The organism is Psychrobacillus sp. NPDC093200, assembly GCF_050280345.1.
Taxonomy (GTDB): domain Bacteria; phylum Bacillota; class Bacilli; order Bacillales_A; family Planococcaceae; genus Psychrobacillus; species Psychrobacillus faecigallinarum.
The window spans coordinates 1,315,828-1,331,382 of record NZ_JBNNVC010000001.1 but is presented as its reverse complement, the minus strand read 5'-3'; the positions used below and the strand labels follow the sequence as shown (position 1 = coordinate 1,331,382).

General features: G+C 35.7%; 20 protein-coding genes. 5 read left to right on the top strand and 15 right to left on the bottom strand.

The annotated features are described in order from the left end of the window. Nucleotides 1-6 precede the first annotated feature (6 nt). Nucleotides 7-1,449, bottom strand: a complete 1,443-nt coding sequence (locus ACQKNZ_RS06455; protein WP_427658925.1) for a spore germination protein — start codon at nucleotides 1,447-1,449, stop codon at nucleotides 7-9. A 535-nt stretch (nucleotides 1,450-1,984) separates the two neighbouring features. Between ACQKNZ_RS06455 and ACQKNZ_RS06450 the strand changes: the two genes are divergently transcribed. The 5 genes from ACQKNZ_RS06450 to ACQKNZ_RS06430 all read left to right on the top strand — a co-directional run bounded on the left by ACQKNZ_RS06450 (nucleotide 1,985) and on the right by ACQKNZ_RS06430 (nucleotide 4,390). Continuing rightward, nucleotides 1,985-2,254 (top strand): translation initiation factor 2, encoded by a 270-nt coding sequence (locus ACQKNZ_RS06450; protein ID WP_154311136.1) that lies wholly within the window; start codon nucleotides 1,985-1,987, stop codon nucleotides 2,252-2,254. A 156-nt stretch (nucleotides 2,255-2,410) separates the two neighbouring features. Further along, nucleotides 2,411-3,109 (top strand): YetF domain-containing protein, encoded by a 699-nt coding sequence (locus tag ACQKNZ_RS06445; RefSeq protein ID WP_229654110.1) that lies wholly within the window; start codon nucleotides 2,411-2,413, stop codon nucleotides 3,107-3,109. Between the two features lie 294 nt (nucleotides 3,110-3,403). Continuing rightward, the gene (locus tag ACQKNZ_RS06440) at nucleotides 3,404-3,610 is read left to right on the top strand and encodes a hypothetical protein (protein WP_154311137.1); all 207 of its coding nucleotides are present in this window, start codon (nucleotides 3,404-3,406) and stop codon (nucleotides 3,608-3,610) included. A gap of 145 nt (nucleotides 3,611-3,755) precedes the next feature. Next, on the top strand, nucleotides 3,756-3,881 hold the full coding sequence (locus tag ACQKNZ_RS06435; RefSeq protein WP_340862882.1) for a hypothetical protein: 126 nt from the start codon (nucleotides 3,756-3,758) through the stop codon (nucleotides 3,879-3,881). A 128-nt stretch (nucleotides 3,882-4,009) separates the two neighbouring features. Next, entirely contained in the window at nucleotides 4,010-4,390 is a 381-nt protein-coding gene (locus ACQKNZ_RS06430; RefSeq protein WP_154311138.1) for an STAS/SEC14 domain-containing protein, read from the top strand. Between the two features lie 81 nt (nucleotides 4,391-4,471). Here ACQKNZ_RS06430 and ACQKNZ_RS06425 read toward each other — a convergent pair whose 3' ends face one another. The 14 genes from ACQKNZ_RS06425 to rpsP all read right to left on the bottom strand — a co-directional run bounded on the left by ACQKNZ_RS06425 (nucleotide 4,472) and on the right by rpsP (nucleotide 15,553). Further along, a complete protein-coding gene (locus ACQKNZ_RS06425) occupies nucleotides 4,472-4,687 on the bottom strand; it encodes a RusA family crossover junction endodeoxyribonuclease (protein ID WP_195762016.1) in 216 nt (71 codons plus the stop codon). A 465-nt stretch (nucleotides 4,688-5,152) separates the two neighbouring features. After that, a complete protein-coding gene (gene dprA, locus ACQKNZ_RS06420) occupies nucleotides 5,153-6,037 on the bottom strand; it encodes a DNA-processing protein DprA (RefSeq protein WP_154311140.1) in 885 nt (294 codons plus the stop codon). A gap of 103 nt (nucleotides 6,038-6,140) precedes the next feature. After that, entirely contained in the window at nucleotides 6,141-7,043 is a 903-nt protein-coding gene (gene sucD / locus ACQKNZ_RS06415) for a succinate--CoA ligase subunit alpha (protein ID WP_144538039.1), read from the bottom strand. A gap of 18 nt (nucleotides 7,044-7,061) precedes the next feature. Next, nucleotides 7,062-8,222 carry an ADP-forming succinate--CoA ligase subunit beta gene (gene sucC / locus ACQKNZ_RS06410; protein WP_144538038.1) on the bottom strand — a complete coding sequence of 387 codons (1,161 nt, stop codon included), beginning with the start codon at nucleotides 8,220-8,222 and terminating at the stop codon, nucleotides 7,062-7,064. A gap of 139 nt (nucleotides 8,223-8,361) precedes the next feature. Further along, on the bottom strand, nucleotides 8,362-8,643 hold the full coding sequence (locus tag ACQKNZ_RS06405) for an EscU/YscU/HrcU family type III secretion system export apparatus switch protein (RefSeq protein WP_144538037.1): 282 nt from the start codon (nucleotides 8,641-8,643) through the stop codon (nucleotides 8,362-8,364). Continuing rightward, nucleotides 8,640-10,475: a hypothetical protein gene (locus ACQKNZ_RS06400; protein ID WP_191696389.1), complete on the bottom strand. Its 1,836-nt coding sequence runs from the start codon at nucleotides 10,473-10,475 to the stop codon at nucleotides 8,640-8,642. Before ACQKNZ_RS06400 ends, ACQKNZ_RS06405 begins: the two co-directional genes overlap by 4 nt. Then, entirely contained in the window at nucleotides 10,472-11,248 is a 777-nt protein-coding gene (locus ACQKNZ_RS06395; protein WP_144538251.1) for a ribonuclease HII, read from the bottom strand. The genes ACQKNZ_RS06400 and ACQKNZ_RS06395 overlap by 4 nt, the downstream gene beginning before the upstream one ends. Nucleotides 11,249-11,349: 101 nt before the next feature. Beyond that, nucleotides 11,350-12,204, bottom strand: coding sequence for a ribosome biogenesis GTPase YlqF (ylqF, locus tag ACQKNZ_RS06390; RefSeq protein WP_144538035.1), 855 nt, complete (start codon nucleotides 12,202-12,204; stop codon nucleotides 11,350-11,352). 81 nt (nucleotides 12,205-12,285) lie between these two features. Then, nucleotides 12,286-12,849, bottom strand: coding sequence for a signal peptidase I (gene lepB / locus ACQKNZ_RS06385; protein WP_144538034.1), 564 nt, complete (start codon nucleotides 12,847-12,849; stop codon nucleotides 12,286-12,288). A gap of 348 nt (nucleotides 12,850-13,197) precedes the next feature. Further along, a complete protein-coding gene (rplS, locus tag ACQKNZ_RS06380; RefSeq protein ID WP_144538033.1) occupies nucleotides 13,198-13,542 on the bottom strand; it encodes a 50S ribosomal protein L19 in 345 nt (114 codons plus the stop codon). Nucleotides 13,543-13,670: 128 nt separating this feature from the next. Next, nucleotides 13,671-14,402 (bottom strand): tRNA (guanosine(37)-N1)-methyltransferase TrmD, encoded by a 732-nt coding sequence (gene trmD, locus ACQKNZ_RS06375; protein WP_427658923.1) that lies wholly within the window; start codon nucleotides 14,400-14,402, stop codon nucleotides 13,671-13,673. Continuing rightward, complete coding sequence (rimM, locus tag ACQKNZ_RS06370; protein ID WP_144538032.1) at nucleotides 14,402-14,917, bottom strand: ribosome maturation factor RimM; 516 nt, start codon at nucleotides 14,915-14,917, stop codon at nucleotides 14,402-14,404. Before rimM ends, trmD begins: the two co-directional genes overlap by 1 nt. A 118-nt stretch (nucleotides 14,918-15,035) precedes the next feature. Next, nucleotides 15,036-15,266, bottom strand: coding sequence for a KH domain-containing protein (locus tag ACQKNZ_RS06365; protein WP_144538031.1), 231 nt, complete (start codon nucleotides 15,264-15,266; stop codon nucleotides 15,036-15,038). Between the two features lie 14 nt (nucleotides 15,267-15,280). Continuing rightward, entirely contained in the window at nucleotides 15,281-15,553 is a 273-nt protein-coding gene (gene rpsP / locus ACQKNZ_RS06360; RefSeq protein WP_053590001.1) for a 30S ribosomal protein S16, read from the bottom strand. Nucleotides 15,554-15,555 lie beyond the last annotated feature (2 nt).

Below are 15,555 nucleotides of genomic sequence, written 5' to 3'. Positions count from 1 at the left end.
AATTGGTTATTTCTTTTCAGGTTCTATTCCTCCAGTTCGTGTGGAATCATGGGGATCAAGTGAATGAGGACGTTCCTTATATTCGGTAGCAGATGGCCTAAACAAAGATTTTTTAATAGTGGACCAACTAAGGTCCGTTGCAATGTTCATGTAAGACACCCCAAATATTCTCATATTTGATAAATAAAGAAGTAATAGATATATGGTGATAAAAAACCCAAATAAGCCAAATATTGATGTTATGAGAATCATAATGATTCGAACAATACTCACAGAAGTAACAAGGGATTGATTGACTAGAGTAAAAGTAGCAATAGTTGATATAGCAATAATTACAATCATTGCAGGACTAGTCAACCCTGCCCGAATTGCCGCGTCCCCGACTATTATTCCTCCTATTACGCTGATAGTTCCTCCAATAACACTCGGTAATCGAAGGCTTGCTTCTCTAAAAAGTTCAAACATGATTAACATAATGAGCATCTCCAACACAGAAGGCAGTGGGAGACCAGTATTATTTTGGACAACTGTGGCCAATAATTGAAAGGGCAGCTGATCCTGATGAAAGGTTGTTAACGCTAACCAAAAAGCTGGTAATGCCACACCTATCATAAGGCCAATTATTCTTAATAGCCTTTCTGCAGAGCTATATATAACAGGATATTCTATATCCTCACCGGCCTTTAAAAGCAAAAATAAATTCACTGGGGTAATCACAACATACGAAACCCCATCTACTAGTATAAGAAATCTTCCTCGTACCAACGCTTGTACTGCAAAATCTGGTCTTCCTGTATAATCATTTTTCGGAAAAATAAGTGATCGCTTGTTCACCCTTTCCATAAACAACTCTCCACTAAATACGATATCTATATCAACTTTTTTTATTTGATTTAAAATATCCTGGAGTATATCCTTACTGGCAATGTCCTCCATATAAAGGATGGCTACCGTTGTCTTTGACCTTTTCCCTATCTCCATTTTTTCAACACTTAAAGAATTGGTAGGCAATCTTTTTCTTATTATGGCGATATTAACCGATATATCCTCAATAAAGTTATCTCTTGGTCCCTTAATAAGTACTTCCATTTTGGACTCTTCTGGACTTCTATTGGGCTTCTTTGATATATTGCTTGAAAAAGTATGATTTCCATCCTCAAAATATAAAATTAAATAACCATTAAATAGCTTTGTGATAACTTCTTCTTTTGTGTTTAGTATTTTTAGTTCTGGGATATGAAGTTTCTCTAGTATAGTTTCCTCAACCGATGTTTGCTCTATCTGAGTGCATGTCTCTTGAACTCGGGGGACAATCACTTCATTCAAAAGCTGAATGTTTACTATAGAGTCACAAGTTATAAAATGAACTTTAAATTCTCCATAGGTATACAATTGAAAGATTACATCTGCATTCTTCTTAAATAGATTTTTATATGTTTGAAGATCCATCGGTTCCTCTATTGGATTCACTATATCCCCTCCTTCCGTATATTTTTTCTTTATATTCTTTACTTATTTAAGAAAGCTATAAACAAAAAACGGATAATATAAAAGTTTGAAAGTCATTCTGAGAACTAATTACATTGAGGTATGGCATACTCCAAAAAAGTGAACATTTTATTCATTAATCATCACAATCGACTTATTAATACAAATCAATAATCTTTTTTACTTTTAACTTTATAAAAGGATTTATACAGTCCTAAAATATTTTGTCACTATTCATAAAATTTGTTTAAGAATACTATTTTAATTAATATCCCCCTATACAATAATTTTCCCTTAACTTAGACTGTAAGTACTACTAAGTTGTGTGTTTAATTCTGCCCTCCTTCTGGGTAATTCTCAGCTGTTTTTAGGACCTTTTTTTGATGGGTCCTATTTTTATTAAGTTTCTTTTGAAAAACGCCCATACTTATTCAATTTATGTGAATAATATGTTTTAAGGCGTTGTTGCTTATAATATAAACAAGGAAGTATGCTAATGAAAAATAATAATAACTTTAAAAATGGTCAAGGTGAAGAATCTACGGATATTTTAGTGGCTAAACTAGCTTTTTTTGGAGGCACACTTGCTACATTAGGTGATGGGATAACAGCCTTAGCTGCAGGAATCGCTCTTCAAGAATTGGAAAAGTCAAATGCTCAAAATTCTTCCGAGCAATCAAATCAAACAGCTCAATTAGAGCAAATGCAAAAACAAATTAACGAATTAACAAGAAAGTTAAATAATATTGAGCGCAGTAAGGGATAAAAATTTATCTCTTACTTTTTTATTTTTTTAATATCCTGGATAAAGTAGTATACATAAAATAACTTAATTAAACCTTTAAAATACCATTATTGAGAATAGTTCTATACTAATCGGTCACAATATGTAGAAGTAATTTTTAAAGGAGCACTGTTCATAATGAATGATATAAATTTTTGGGAAATGATATGGAGAACTACCTCTTCATTTTTAATTTTGCTATTTTTAGCACGCATATTAGGTAAGAAGCAGATAAGTCAGCTCACTTTCTTTCATTACATCACTGGTATAACTATCGGGTCAATTGCTTCAGAAATAGCTTCACAAAAAGAGACTCCCTATTTTGACGGAATAATTTCATTAATATGGTGGGCTGTACTCACGATCCTTATGACTTATCTTTCTCAGCTTTCTCCTAAAATACGTCTACTTTTAGATGATGAACCGACTATTATTATTAAAGATGGAAAAATATCTTTAAAATCCTTGAAATCTTTACGCATGAACATGGACGAAGTTATGATGTTATTAAGAGAACAATCCATCTTCTCTATAGATGACGTTCTGTTTGCGGTATTAGAAACAAATGGAGAGCTTAGTGTATTCAAAAAGCCTTCGGAACAAAACGCAACAAAACAAGATGTGAAGGCAGATGTTTCTTTACCTACCTTTATGCCAACAGAAATCATATCAGATGGCAAACTTCTAGTTAAAAATTTAAAAGAATTAAATTTAGACGAAGAATGGGTAATGAAAAAGCTACGTAAACAAGGGGTTCAATTGATTGAAGAGGTGTACTTTGCACAATTACAAACTAATGGATCGCTTTCGGTTAACCTGAAAGATAACGGTTTATAACTATTCGTTATGACAGCACTATGCTTGCAAATTGAAAAAAACTTAAATAAAGTGCTAAACCATTGCACCTTTCTAGACAAATACCCATTCAATAATTTTCCCCACTCATATGCTATAAAACAGCTGGGGTGTGTGTCTGTTTTTAACCTCCGCTTTATTGTCCAGTTGGTCTCAGGATCTTCTTTAGAAGATCCTTTTTATATTGCGACGTACTATCTACGAACTATGACACATTCTTTACATATTATTAACACTCAATTAAAATTGGTAAGCGTTCTTATAAGGAGTGGAAATATGTTTAGAAAAATATGTATTAATTTACATTGGATTGCTTTGTCCATTTTATTATTGCTTGTAATCCCAATTGCCATAATGAATAATTTACATACAATTGACGGTGGGCAACTTGGTCATGACATCATCATGGTTTCATTAAATATTTTTTTTACTTGGCTTCTATTTAGAAATAAAGATGCTAGATATGAAGATGCAAGAAAATAGAGTTGTTGCTCATTATGTTTCTAGTGCGACCTATAAGTCACTTACTTTCTAATCAACTAGCCTATTTACCTATTACTCATTCAGTGTTTTCAAAATATTTATAATATTATATAGTTTAATTATTAGTGTTGAAGGAGGTGAAAATATGAAAAAGTGGATTACTACAGCATTGTTAACTTCTGCACTTATTTTAGTTGTTTCCTCACCTGCACATGCTGATAAAAAAGTTGAAGTAATAAAGGCTGTTGTCAGTGATTCAAGCGGTGTATAGTGCGATTATGAGATGTAAATATTAAATCGAACAGAATATCCATTACTTAATCAGTTTGCTTCTGAGCCTCTATGGCTCTTTTTTTTCGCTACATTACTTTATAATAATGGTAAGGAGTTGATTTTCACTTGAATATTAAAAATTTGAGTACATCCATTTTTTATGAAGATATTATTATTACTAATTTGACAGGTTACATAACCACTACTGATGTAGATACTTGGTTTAATTCATTCGAGAAAGCATGCTATCCCTTTATTAGTCAGGAAAAAAAGTTTAAGTTGTTCGTTAATCGTAAAGGTTATACTCCAGAACATTTTTCTGTTCAAAAATTATGGAAAGATAAATTTTTTTCTAATAATATACTAGACAACACTATTGCAATCGCTTTTTTATTAGAAGAAGGGGATATTTTAAATCATCTTCAAAATTCTAATAGCAAGGAGAATGTATTATTCTCTAGTAACTATGAGCAATTATTTGACTGGCTTAGTACTTTTAGGCAATAGATTCCTAATTCACCATCTCATAACACCACGTTTTTTAAATTTTCAATAAATTATCCACAGCTGTGGTAATAGTGTTGATAATTACCATTCCACCTTCACTACAGCCCTCGGATTCTCCGAGTAAAATTTACGAACATTCATTTTTACAATTTGAGCATCATCATGCCATATCACTTTACTCATTCCATCAGCTAGGTTACGCTTCTCATTTGCCTTACGTGTTAAGCTAACTGTAACCTTTCTAGCTTTCTTATGGTCCGTATTTGGGTCAGCAATGTTATCAAGAGCTATCTGCAACTCGATATTTACCTTTTCAGCTAGTGCACCACTTGCAAATGTATTTAAATCGATAATTGGTTTCTTGAATGTTCCCTCCTCTAGGTTTGTACTGGTATTCCTGTTTTATTGATTTGTGGTTGTTCTAATCGCCAACCCTCCGTTTAAAACTACTAATCTCTTGTTTGTTTAAATGTCCACTAACTGTCATCACTTGGCGGTCCACGGCCATGTACATAGTTGGGATTAGCAATGTGGATCACATCCTAGTAGCCATCAAATCTGCCTGTTCTATGATGCTTCATTTATCTCACATTGATTTGAGCGGTGTATTTTAACTTCTCAAGCATTACTTATTACTCGAGCAAGTTCAGTACTTTGTTTACGATAATCGACCTCTAGTTTGCGGTACTCAGCTTGGTATTGATGAGATTTCCAAAAAAGTATAACATTTTTCTGAGAAATGCAATTTTTAAAAAGCAAAATTTAGGTGATTTTGATCAATTCTTCTATGATTTGATGGCCGTTCCAAATTGGCTTTGCCCCTTCTAAAATAAGGTGATGTGGCCCTTCTGAAAGATCTGAATCGATTGAACCCGGGATTGCGAAAATTTCTTTTCCATTTTCTAAGGCATGCTCCATTGTAGAAACTGTACCACTCTTTTTTTTCGCCTCTGTAATAACGACACCTAACGACAAACCGCTAATAATTCGATTCCTCATGGGGAAATTCCACTTTTTAGGGGTAATATATGGAGGGTATTCTGTTACTAATAAGTGATGCTTCGACATAAAATTAGCTAGTTCCTTATTATCTTTTGGATACATATTAAAAAGCCCTGTGCCTAGCACTCCTATTGTTTTGCCGCCCATTTCAATCGTTTTCCGATGAGCTATTGTGTCTGCACCGCTTGCTAGTCCACTTACTATGATAAAATCTTTTTCAATTAGAGGAGGTAATATCTTCTCAATACTAGTTTCTGAATAAGAGGTTGCCTTTCTAGAACCTATTATAGCAATCTTCCTTTTGTTTGCTAGGAAACGAATATCCCCTTGTACGTATAAAATAGCTGGAGGATCGTACAAATTTAGAAGACTTTCTGGATAAATATCATCATTGTAAATAATCGGAAGGATATTGTGCTTCTCATATGTTTCGAGGATTGGATGTCGAATAAACTCTTTGTACATATTCTTCAGATGAATAGCTCGTTCTATAGTAATATTACACAATTTTGCTAGAAGGCTTGGTTGGATTTCTTCAAGTTGTGATAAATCTGGATCTTGCTTAAGAAGTGAGTATATTTTGGGAAGAGGGACTGGGAATACATAATGGAGGGCAAGTATGCGGTTTTTAAATCGTACTGTCATCTATTTGCTCCTTTTTAATTGGATTGTTAATGATGATTATAACTAGCTGTTTTAATTTTTATTAAAAAGCACGGCCCATCATTGATGAGCCGCACAAATATTATTAATGTGTTTTACAAGCGTCGTAAATTCCGGCTTCTTTAATAGCTTCGATTAAAGTCTCACCGATTACAGATGGTGTAGCCGCTACTTTCATGCCAGCTGCTTCCATTGCTTTAATCTTACCTTCTGCTGTACCTTGGCCACCAGAGATAATTGCTCCAGCATGACCCATACGTTTACCTGGAGGTGCAGTTTGTCCACCGATAAATCCAACTACTGGTTTTTTCATGTTAGCTTTAATCCATTCAGCAGCCTCTTCTTCAGCAGTACCACCGATTTCTCCGATCATAACAACTGCATAAGTATCTTCATCTTCATTAAATTCTTTTAATACATCGATAAAGTTTGTGCCGTTTACTGGGTCTCCACCAATACCAACGGCAGTAGTTTGACCAATGCCTTCTTGAGTTAGTTGATGAACAGCTTCGTAAGTTAAAGTACCAGAGCGTGAAACAACTCCTACATGACCTTTTGTATGAATATATCCTGGCATAATACCAATTTTACACTCATCAGCAGTGATAACACCTGGGCAGTTTGGTCCCACTAAACGTGTTTTCTTACCTTCCATATAGCGCTTCACATTTACCATGTCTAAAACTGGAATATGTTCTGTAATACAAATAGCCATATCTAGCTCAGCGTCAACCGCTTCCATAATCGCATCAGCAGCAAATGGTGCTGGTACATAAATTACAGATACATTAGCACCTGTAGCTTTTACAGCGTCAGTTACTGTATTGAATACAGGTACGCCTTCTACTTCTGTTCCACCTTTACCAGGAGTAACCCCAGCAACGATTTTTGTACCATATTCTAGCATTTGTTTTGTATGGAAAAGAGCAGTTGAGCCCGTAATTCCTTGAACAATTACTTTAGTATCTTTATTAATATATACGCTCATTTTATGTCCCTGCCTTTCTTATCCTACAAGATTAACGATTTTTTGAGCACCGTCTGCCATTGAATCTGCCGCAACAATGTTTAAGCCTGATTCATTTAATAATTTTTTACCTAAATCTACATTAGTTCCTTCTAAACGAACTACTAGTGGTACTTGAAGTCCAACTTCTTTTGCCGCGATGATAACACCCTCAGCAATAACGTCACATTTCATAATCCCACCAAAAATATTTACGAAAATACCTTTAACGTTTGGATCAGCTAAGATAATTTTGAATGCTTCAGTAACTTTCTCAGCTGTAGCACCGCCCCCAACGTCCAGGAAGTTAGCGGGTGAGCCGCCATAGTAGCTAATTGTATCCATAGTTGCCATAGCTAAACCTGCTCCGTTAACCATACATCCGATATTCCCATCTAAAGAAATATAGCTTAAGTCATATTTAGATGCTTCGATTTCTTTTGGATCCTCTTCATCGAAATCACGAAGTTCTAAAATGTCTTTATGACGGTATAATGCATTACTGTCAAAGTTAAATTTTGCGTCTAACGCTAAAACATTGTCGTCCTCAGTTACTACTAATGGGTTAATCTCAACGATAGATGCATCTTTTTCTTTGTACACTTGGTATAGACCAAGCATAAATTTAGCTGCTTTGTTCACAAGTTTCGCTGGAATATTCATGTTGAATGCCATACGACGAGCTTGGAATCCAGTTAATCCTACAACAGGATCAATTTCTTCATAAAATAATTTTTCTGGAGAATTTGCTGCTACTTCCTCGATGTCCATACCGCCCTCTTCAGAGCCCATTAATGTTACACGTGAAGTTGCACGGTCTAATACTAAGCCTACATAATATTCTTTTTTAATTTTGCTACCTTCTTCGATAAGTAGACGTTTAATCTCTTTACCTTCTGGTCCTGTTTGGTGAGTAACTAGAACTTTGCCTAAAAGTTCTTTAGCATATTCACGTACTTCGTCCAAATTTTTTGCAATTTTAACTCCACCAGCTTTACCACGTCCACCTGCGTGGATTTGCGCTTTTACAACAATAACGTCAGAGCCTAATTCTTTAGCTGCCTTCACCGCTTCTTCTGGTGAGAAAGCAACGATTCCATTAGAAACTGCTACGCCATATTGTCTAAGGAGCTGTTTACCTTGATATTCATGGATATTCATTTATACATCCTCCCTCAAACTAATGTCACTAATCTGCTACCTCTATCATTGTAATAAAGCTGTCACAACTTGTCCACAAAAGTCTAATGATTCTTAAAAACATAGAATATTCAAAATAGATGTCGAAAAAGGTAAAATATTATACTTTGCCCTTTTCTTTATCCACCTTATATATAAATGCAAAGACTTCAGCTACTGCTTGGTATAACTCTTCTGGAATAGATTGATTAATATCTAGTTGTCCAAGGAGCTCCACTAGGCTAGCATCCTCCTGTATAGGTACTGAGTGCTCTTTAGCTTTTTCTAATATGTTCTCAGCGATCTTCCCTTTTCCCTTTGCTACAACTGTTGGAGCTTCATTGTTCCCTGGTTTATAAGTTAAAGCAACTGCTTCTTTTCTGACGAACTTCCCCTCTGTCATATTCGTATATCCACTCCTTGCTCTATAGAAGTGTTTTTTTGTTTCCATAGCGCATTAGATTTCTGTTCATCAAATGTTTTTACGAAAACTCCAGATAATTGATACCCTGTGGAAGCGAGACCATCCTTGAGTGAAGCTTTAAACTGATTAGCAATCATACCAATCGTTTGATCATCATTGAAGACATTAATAGTGACAATCTTGTTTTGAACTTGCATATCAACAACCGTTTCCTTTAGAGAGTCTAATTGAAGATAGAACATGATTCTTGCAAATTCTGAATCTATCTTCCCGTCTTCCTTCATTCTTCCATTCCATTCTAATGTCGCATCCATTCGTTTGCCTAAAAATTCTAACGGAATTTGCATTAGTAACTGATGCTGTGGACCATTTTCTCCAGAAAGGAGCTGCAAGCCATTCATTCTTCCAAGAATTGATTCTGCTCCTTCTCTAATGACATTAGGTAAATTAGACATTTGCAGTAGCTCAACAAGTTGTGGCTTTAACTGGTTTGCTAGTTGTCTAACATTTTCTTTTTCACTTCCAAGACTCCCCTCATAGCTAAAGCCAAGAGATTTTAATACTTCTTTCATCGCGTGTTCAAAAGCCTTGCCATCTAATTGACTTAGCACTGCTTGCTCTGCATGATTTCTCTGAGTAGCAAAGGATAAGTCCTTACTTAATAGGCTTACTTGGTCTAAGGATTGGTTAATCATTTCATTTGAAGAACCTTTTCCTAACAAAGAAACTAAGTGGTCTTTAGGCGTAAACCCATTTAAGTCCCTCATAAAAATGGCTTGTTGACTTTGCTCTGAAAAAACTTTTACCAAGGATTGTGCTACAACATTCGGACTAACTTCCCCATTTTTCAAGGTTGCTAAAATTTGATCCTTTTGTGTTGCTGTAAGCAAAGGCTGAGCTTGAATCCATTGACGCACTTGCTCTATAGCCCCACCTCTATTTTCTATATTAGGTTGTATTAATTTACTAACTATTTCACCCGCTGTTTGTGTTAGTGCCTGCTTGCTTGAAGTTGGCACAGGATTATTTAATGTAGCTTCTGAAGGTAAAATAGCAGCATTTTTCAACTGTTGTAATATTGGTAGTCGGGTGCTTGTAGGAAGCTGTAAATTTTGAAGTATTTCCAGCTGTTTACCTAAAATAGCACCTGCCACGGGCATGTTAAAAGGTTCTCCTACCTTCTGTAGACTTTGAAGAATAAGTGTTTTAGAGGAGGGAGAGAGTATTTGATCCTGTTGTAATACATTTTTCATGTTAGCAATTAAGGAAGAAAAACCATCAGTAGATTTCCCACTCAATATTGTTTCAAACATATTTGATGTCAAAGGAACCTTCAAGTCTATCATTTTTTGAATTGCTTCCAATCCTTCTCTTACAGAAATATTGGCAGGAAGTTGCTTGATCAGCTGTTCTGCCTGTAATAGCAATTCCTTGGAAATAGGAATTTGTTCTTTTATAAAAAACTGAACAATTGCTTGTAGTTCACTAGACTTGTTCAGGTTCATCGCCTGTAGCAGTTGCTGTGCCTGTTGCACTGCTGTGTTTCCGCCTAAGGGACCTGCGACTACTTTCAACTGTACTTCAGGTTCGGATTTAGTTACTTGAAAAAAGTGAGCATCTCCTGCCTTCAAAGGAGTCTCTAGCTTAGCAATAATCTTTTGATTACCTATTTGAACTTCTGCTGTTTGATTTGGGAAAAGCTTCTTAATAGTACCATGTACTACTTGTCCATCTTTCATAGTCATTGGCATTTTCGAAGAAATGGCGTTTGGCATATGCGCTTGAATAGATGAAAAAGAGGATCCAGTCATAGTTTCACCTCGCTCAATAAAGTTTTAATCGGTTCAAAAGTTTTACGGTGGTGCACGGTTGGACCATGCTGCATAATCATTTCAATATGTTCTTTCGTTCCATAACCAGCATGCTTGTTAAATAGATAGACAGGAAACTTTTCATGAAGTTCGTCCATATATTCATCTCTTGCCGTCTTGGCAAGAATGGAAGCCGCTGCAATCGCTAAGCTTTGTGCATCGCCTTTAATTATGGAATGATTCTCTATTTCTATTGGCAACTTCATAGCATCTACTAATACAACAGCAGGTTGTTTTTTTAGGTTATAGACAGCTTCCACCATCGATTGCTTCGTTGCTTCATAAATATTTAACTCATCAATTTTTTCAACAGGTTGAAAATGTACATAATAGCTTATAGCATTTTCTTTAATCTTCATAGCTAGTTCGTTTCTTTTAACCCTAGAAACCTGCTTAGAGTCATTTAGGCCAATTAAGCTATCTGTATTGTCGTTTAAAATCACAGCGGCAGTGACAACTGGGCCCGCTAATGGCCCTCTGCCTGCCTCATCTACTCCTGCAATGAGTCCACTTTGGTTAATGTCAAAACTCTTATCAAACATTACTTTCTCTATATGCGCTTCTCTTTCTAGTTGCTGAATTAGCTGTTTTCTCTTCCAGCTTCCTAATAACTTCTGCGCCCCTGCCCTTGGATCCTGTTCTAATTCTTTCATCCACGATTCTGTACCATCTGCAAAGTTTAATTTTTCTTTTAATTCCTGTAAACGTAGCATTTTATTCACTTCATCTTTCTTTCAATTTATATATGTATCGGCTAAAAATATTATAAATCGAGAAAACCCTCTTTACCAAAAGGTAAAAAGGGTAAAATTTTTCACTCATATTCATTTACAAAGTCAAAAGTTAGCTTTCCTAATTGCTGATTTCTAATATCACGAACAATTAACTCAGCAACCTGATCGTAGTCAACCTCTCCACCGGGTCCATAGCATCTTCTTAGCTTCCCGATATGATCAAAGGTTTCCACTAGGTCTTCACTCACTGTTGTAACTTTATATCGTTCTTCCATTCTTCTCGGATAATGGCTCTCCAAAAAGCGCAGTCCATATATCGCCAAGTCTTCCATATTTATGACCGCATCCTTAATAGCGCCAGTAAGAGCTAACTTGTAACCTATTTCTTGGTCTTCAAATTTCGGCCATAAAATACCCGGAGTATCCAGCAGCTCTATTTCCTTCTCAACCTTAATCCATTGCTGTCTTTTTGTTACACCTGGAGTATTTCCAGTTTTAGCAATGTTCTTTTTAGCGAATCGATTAATCAATGTGGATTTCCCTACGTTCGGAATACCCACTATCATGGCTCTAATAGCTCTCGGTTTAATCCCACGCTCTTTCATACGGTCCCATTTAGGCTTTAAAAGCTCTTTAGAGGCCTTAAAAACAGTTTGTAGACCTTTTCCTTCTAAAGAGTTTATCGCTACTGTAGGATGCCCTTTTGATTCAAAATACGCTATCCATTTTTTTGTTTGAGTATCGTCTGCCATATCCATTTTGTTTAAAATAAGTAGCCTTGTCTTTTGATGGACTACCTCGTCTAACATTGGATTTCTTGAAGACAAAGGCAAACGTGCATCAATTAATTCAAATATAATATCTACTAGCTTTAGGTTTTCGGTAACTTCTCTTCTCGCTTTGGCCATATGACCTGGAAACCATTGTATCGTCATATCGCACCTCCTTCTTGAAGCACTCAGCTAATTCGTCAAAATAGCCGGAAGAGGTAATTACCTCCTTACTTTCGTAAATGCTTATTTAACAAAGCCAACCTCACCAATTGGCCAAAAAACAAAGTTTGTTTTTCCTATAATTTCATCAATTTCAATTAAACCAATCATTCGACTATCTTTACTATATCTGCGGTTGTCTCCCATTACGAAAACATAACCTTCCGGAATTTCTTTATCCCCAGTTATACTTTCAAGAGTAAAGTCATCGGTTAGTGTTCCCTCAGTTATATCATCCTTATACTGGTCTAAATAGGGTTCAGATACTTCTTTACCATTAATGTAAAGTTGGTCATTTTTGTATTCAACATGATCACCAGGTAGTCCAATTACACGTTTGATATAATTTTTCTGCTCAGGAGCATGAAATACAACAATGTCAAATCGTTTTGGCTCACCAACTATATAACCAATTTTGTTAACTAGCATACTATCCCCGTTTTCTAAGGTCGGCATCATTGATTCTCCGTCCACAATTATAGGGGTAAACAAAAAGAGGCGAATTATTGCCGCTAGTCCAAAAGCAATTAAAAGTGCTTTTGACCATTCCCATAACTCATTCTTCTTTTCTTTTTGTGCTTGTCTCATTCATTTGCCCCCTTTATATACTCTTTATATTGTACAAGGAAAATGTTAGAGAGGCAAAAAGATTTCCATCGACAATAATAAATTCTCATAAATTTAATGCTTAAGTCATTTTAAATTTAGAACTATGTACTCCATTATTGTAATTACAACAAACAGAGGTAAATGAATGCGTTTTTTGACATAGTTTTAAAAGCTATTTAATTATATATGCCCTAAAACGCAAGAATTATATATTAGATTAATAAAACACCTATACTATAAATTCCTAAAAGTAAAAAATGTTGTAGCAAAAGTGAGTTCACTTCCACTACAACATTTACATTAGGCATTTCTGCCTTACTTACACTATTAGCGACGCTCTTTAATACGAGCAGCTTTACCGCGTAGTTCACGTAGGTAGTACAATTTAGCACGACGAACTTTACCACGACGAATAACTTCTAAGTTTGCAATTTTTGGTGTGTGTACTGGGAAAGTACGTTCTACACCAACACCGGAAGAGATTTTACGAACTGTAAAAGTTTCGCTAATTCCGCCTCCACGACGTTTGATTACAACACCTTCGTACATTTGGATACGTTCGCGAGTTCCCTCAACAACCTTAACGTGTACACGTACTGTGTCACCAGGACGGAAAGTTGGAAGATCCGTACGTAATTGTTCTTTTGTGATTTCTGAAATAATGTTTTGCATCATTTTCTCTCCTTATATAGAATGCTCTTACACACATTACCTGTTGCAGCGGAACACCCAAAATCAGTACTTTACATAAAAGCACATAGTAAAATATATCATACCTACTAGCAATATGCAATCATAATTTATAACCCTTTGATAGATTGAAGCATTTGTTTTTCTGCTTCAGTTAAATCAGCATTCTCTAGTAGATCATTCCTTCTATCGAACGTCCGTTTTAAGGACTGATCTCTTCTCCATTTATCTATAGCAGCATGATTACCTGACAATAAAACATCAGGTACCTTATATCCACGATATTCTACTGGACGTGTATAATGAGGATGCTCAAGAAGTCCGGTCGAGAAAGAGTCCTGTTCATGAGATGCAGCCTTACCGAGAACATTTGGCAGTAATCTCACAACGCTATCCACTACTGTCATTGCTGCTAATTCTCCACCTGTCAAAACAAAATCGCCAATCGAAATTTCGTCTGTCACTAAATGCTCTCTGATACGCTCATCATATCCTTCATAATGACCGCATATAAAAACAAGCTCCTCTTCCTTCGCTAATTCCTCTGCTTTTTGCTGGTTAAAACGCTCTCCTTGGGGACATAGCAATATAATTCTTCTATTCCCATTAGTACTTGGAGGAAGAGCTTCTACTGCATTAAAAATAGGCTCTGGCTTTAATACCATACCTGCTCCACCACCATAAGGATAATCATCCACCTGATGATGTTTGTTTCCTGAATACTCTCTGAAATTTACTACATCAATAGATACTTCATTCTTCTCTTGCGCTTTTTTCAAAATAGATGAATTAAATACACCTGTAAACATTTCTGGAAATAGCGAAAGAATATGAATTTTCATCATGATAATAAACCTTCTAGCACTTCAATCGTGATTTCCTTCTTGTCCACATCTATTTTCTTCACTACATCCTCAATGTAAGGGATGTAGTGCGCCTTTCCTTTAGAAGGTTGCACTGTCCAAACGTCGTTCGCACCCGTTTGTAGAATTTCAGTAACTGTTCCGATTGTTTCTCCTTCAGTAGAAATAACTGTACAGTCAATAATTTCGTGGTAGTAATATTCATTTTCGTCTAACTCTGTCAGATATTTCTCTGATACTTTCAATGTCGCATCACGGAAAGCTTCCACATCCTTAAGCAATGTATAACCTTCAAAAGTTAGCAAATCAAAGTTTTTATGCTTTCTGTAACTTGTAATCTTTACGATAATCGGCTTAGAGCCATCTGTCTTAAAAAGTCCAAGTTCATTTCCTACCTGATAACGCTCGTCCGGAAAGTCTGTAGTAGAAATGACACGTACCTCTCCCCAAATCCCATGGGTATTGACGATTTTTCCAACATTGTACCATTCCATATAATATATTTCCTCCTATCAAAAAAGGAAGAACAAATTGTTCTCCCTCTTCTTAATATTACATTTACCTAAAGCAAAATATATTCGCTAGTGGTATTAGCTTCATTCTAAAATGAAGTTAATCTAATATGTCGACATATGTTTTCTTTTGGTGACTGCCTGCTGCTGAGTAAACAATAGTACGAATAGATTTAGCTACTCTTCCTTGTTTGCCAATTACTTTTCCCATATCTTCAGGATGTACAGAAAGTTTGTAAACTATACGGTTTGCACTTTCTTCCTTTTCCACCTGAACTTTGTCCGGATAATCAACTAATGGTTTAACGATTGCTTCGATCAGCTGCTTCACAATGTCCCCTCCGATTATTTGCCGAGTTTTGCGTTATGGAATTTTTCCATAATACCTTGTTCAGAGAACAAGTTACGTACTGTATCAGATGGTTTTGCACCATCTTGAAGCCATTTTAACGCTAATTCTTCGTTAATTTTAACTTCTGCTGGTTTAGTAAGTGGGTTGTAAGTACCTACTGTTTCAATTTGACGACCGTCACGTGGTGAGCGAGAGTCTGCTACTACAATACGATAGAAAGGAGATTTTTTTGCTCCCATACGTTTTAAACGAATTTTAACTGCCATTT